Genomic DNA, 3,608 nt, shown 5'->3' with positions numbered 1-3,608 from the left:
GACGCCCGGCACCACCGGTGGTCCGCGGCACCGCCGGAGAACGACACACGCCGCTGAAGTTCGCCGACACCGTCAACTGGATTGCGATCGAACCATCGCGGTCAGGGCGCTGTCGCAATGACTGAGCGCGGCGGCCACGAACGACGCGAGCAGCGGCCGGTGGTCCCGTTCGTTCCAGGCGAGCACAAGTCCTCTGAGTGGTGCGTCCGTGACCGGAAGGCGGACCAGGCCGGCCGGGAACCGGTTCGACCAGGGAGCGGGGCAGCACTCCGATCATCCGGCCCACCGCGATCATCAGCAGCAGCGACAAGGGCGTGGTTCGCCGCTTCGCCGTCCGCATCGCCGATCTCGCGGCTCAGCGCGATGGACTGCTCGTGGTGACCGCTCCGTCGCGGCGAGGACGCTGTGTTCGGTGGTGAGCAGATCACGCCAGCGGCCTCGCTTGTCCAGCAACGCGTTCAGCACACACATGGACGTCGAGACCCGATTCGTGGGCATCAACGAGGCATCATCGAGGATTCACGATCGTCCGCCCCGCTGCCTCGCCTCCCGACGAGTTCGTCGACTGTGTCAGCAGTCGGGCGATGGCCAGGGCTCCGAGCACGTTGACCGCGGCGAGGGCCCACATGATGTCCTGTAGGGCTGCGGTGTAGCTGATCGAGGCCGTGTCGGCGAACGCGGCCGGGGTCGCGCCGGGCGGCGTCGCACCGGCGAGATCGCCTTGCAGCAGCCGGGAGGTGGCGGCCACGGCATGGTCGCCGTACTGCGCGAGGCCGGATCTGGTCAGTCCGGCAAGCGCAGCACCGAGCACGGCCATCGCGAGTAACTCGCCACCGAGACGGACGGTATTGAACAGGCCGGAGGCCATACCGGCGCGGTTCGGTTCGACCACCGAAATCGCGATACCGTCGATGATCGCCAAGGTGAGGCCGAAGCCGGTGCCGAGGGTCAGCAGCGGTCCGGCGAGCGTGCCGGCGTGCACGCCGGAGACCGCGGCCAGCCAGGCGCATCCGGCCGCGCTCACGACCAGCGAGCTGACCAGGATGACCCGCTGGGAGACTTTCCTGACTAGTGCGCTGGTGACCGGCGGGAGCACCAGGGTGGGTGCGGTGAGGAAGGTGAGCAGCACACCGGCCTCGGCGGCGTCCAGTCCGCCGACCGCCATGAAGTACTGCGGAAGCAGCACCAGCAGCGCGACAAAACTGAACCCGAACAGCATCGGCATCAAACAGATCGCCAGGAACCGGGGTTGGCGCAGCAGTGAGACGTCGATCAGCGGTCGTTGCTTGCCCGCCTCGATCCGGCCGAAAGTGATGATCAGCAGCACGAAACCGGCGAACGCGCCAAGCACCGCCGGATGTGCCCAGCCGAGTTCGGGCCCCTCGACGAGGCCGAACGAGACCGCGAACAGTGCGAGAGTGAACGTGCTCGCGCCAGCCACGTCCAACGGTGCTGACGTGTCCACGGTGGAGTTCGGCAGCCAGCGGATCACCGCGAGGATCGGAACCAGCAGCACCGCGGCGGCGACGAAGAACACCCGCCATCCGATCGAGGTCACCACCACCCCGGCGAGCATGGGCCCGAACGCGAGGCCGAGTCCGAGTGCGGTGCCGTAGGCGCCGAAGACCTTGGTTCGTTCGGGGCCGGGGAAGGATTGGGCGAGCAGCGCGCTGCCCGCGGTGATCGCTGCCGCGCCGCCCGCGCCGGCCAGTGCACGGGCCGCGATCACCACTGCGATGTCTGGTGCGATCGCGGCGACCAGCATCGAGATGCTGAACACCGCGAGCCCGCCGGAGTACAGCCGGCGTCGGCCGAACCGGTCGGCGAGTGATCCGGTCGGGGCCATGAAGGTGGCGAAGGTGAGGAAGAAGGCGTTGACCGCCCATTGGGCGGCGGAAAGTCCGGTGCCGAATTCGCGTCCGATCTCGGGGACGGCCATCGAGGTGCCGGTAGCGGTGATCGGGATGAGTGTCACCGCCAGGCACACTACGACGAGTGTCATCGCGCGCCGCGGTGTGGAAATTACGTTGACAGGCAAGGAAACTCCTGACTCATTACTCGGAAGACATGGGCATCGAGCCTTGCTTTGAATAAGGGTTCTTAGTCAACTTAGAGGCTAGATACCAGGACATGCCTGAGGCAATGTGAGCGGGGCCACGTATGGCTTGCTCGAATCAGGGCTCTTATAGTGGAGGTATGGACGCGGAGGCGAAGTTCGAGCAGGCGGTCAGTTGGCGTGTCGGACATTCCGTCAAGCTCACCGAGCAGGCGCTGATGGTTCGCAAGACCGAGGCGCTCCGGGACGTTGGCTTGACCGTGCCGCAGTACGCGGCGATGTTCGTGCTGTCCATCGCACCCGGCGTTTCCGGCGCGCAGATCGCCCGGCTGGTATGCGTGACCCAGCAGAGCATGGCGTCTATGCTCAGCTCACTGGAGAAGCGCGGGCTGATCCAGCGCAAGCCGAACGCGCTGCACTCACACGTGCTGGAGACCCGGCTCACCCGCTCCGGCTCCGCGCTGCTGCGCAAGGCGGACAAACTCGCCACCGGGATCGAACGGGATCTGGTTGACGAGTTCACCGCGGACGAAGCCGAGCAACTGCACAGCCTGCTGGAGAGAGCCAGAAAACGGCTTCACGGCTGAGCCATCCGCAGTAGAAGCCAGCGATTCGTCCGACCGTCGTCGGTGAACAACACGCACGACCGACCCGCGGTGTTCCTGATCGCAACCCTCCAGCACCGATCGCCCCGGCACCCGGCTGCTCGGCGAGTCGACGCGCTCGCTCCCGCGGTGTTCGGGGGCCTTCGCCTCCTGCACCGACGGAATACTGATGTCGAAGCGTCGGCACGCATTGGCGACGTTGGCCTCGGTGACGTTGGCCTCGGCGACGTCACCGCGTACCGTCGGTGGGTCGAGTACGTAGTGGGGTGGGTAGAGGGAGTAGCCCTGGGCCCGGATCTCCTCGCGGGTGGCCACGGCCAGGAACCGGGTCGGTTCCCCCGCTCAGCCCGTGATCGCGTGCTGGTGGGCGGTGACGGATCCACAGGCTCATCCGCAACGTGCTCCAGGTGGATAGGTCGGGGCCAAGCGCGACGATCGCCTCGACCGCCCCGTCGTCCACCATCTCGGCGCGGATGGTTCTCTCAGTTCGGTTGGCACTCTTCGTCGAGTTGACGGCATCAGGACCGCGGCTCGGCCTCACCCGCGCCTACCAGGGACGGTAGCCAGCATGCTCCGGCCAAGAAAGTCGTCGGCGCCGCCGGCTCTGCGCCGTCTCCGAACGCGCGCTGCAACCACGCTTCACCGGCAGCCGCACGCGTGAGCAAGATCTGGGAGGGTAGACAGGTTAAAGCCAGCTCTCCACTCGCGAACAACGTCAAAACAGGCTTTAGACCCGTCGGAATTCCGCCACGGCCTGCGGCGCACGAGCTCAACCAACCGCCAAGGCTTGAACGTGCACCTCACGCTGGCGCTTCGTCGTCAGACGACGCTATGGTCCGTCGCATGAACACGCATCCCGCGCATGGATGCTTCGAACATGAGTTCGATTCCCCCCTCGGACACACACGTTAACCACACGTGGAGAGGCGGTCACGATGACCGCCTCT

Annotated in this window: 2 protein-coding genes; one reads left to right on the top strand and one right to left on the bottom strand. The window is 66.5% G+C overall.

Annotated features, from left to right (window positions below):
- Positions 1 to 508: 508 nt before the first annotated feature.
- Entirely contained in the window at positions 509 to 1,975 is a 1,467-nt protein-coding gene (locus FXO23_RS50315; RefSeq protein WP_158896283.1) for an MFS transporter, read from the bottom strand.
- Between the two features lie 221 nt (positions 1,976 to 2,196).
- Between FXO23_RS50315 and FXO23_RS50310 the strand changes: the two genes are divergently transcribed.
- On the top strand, positions 2,197 to 2,643 hold the full coding sequence (locus FXO23_RS50310) for a MarR family winged helix-turn-helix transcriptional regulator (protein ID WP_158896281.1): 447 nt from the start codon (positions 2,197 to 2,199) through the stop codon (positions 2,641 to 2,643).
- Positions 2,644 to 3,608 lie beyond the last annotated feature (965 nt).

It is taken from the genome of Amycolatopsis anabasis (assembly GCF_009765355.1).
GTDB classification, from domain to species: Bacteria; Actinomycetota; Actinomycetes; order Mycobacteriales; family Pseudonocardiaceae; genus Amycolatopsis; species Amycolatopsis anabasis.
Note: the sequence above shows the minus strand (reverse complement) of the source record. Positions and strands in the feature narration are given on the sequence as shown.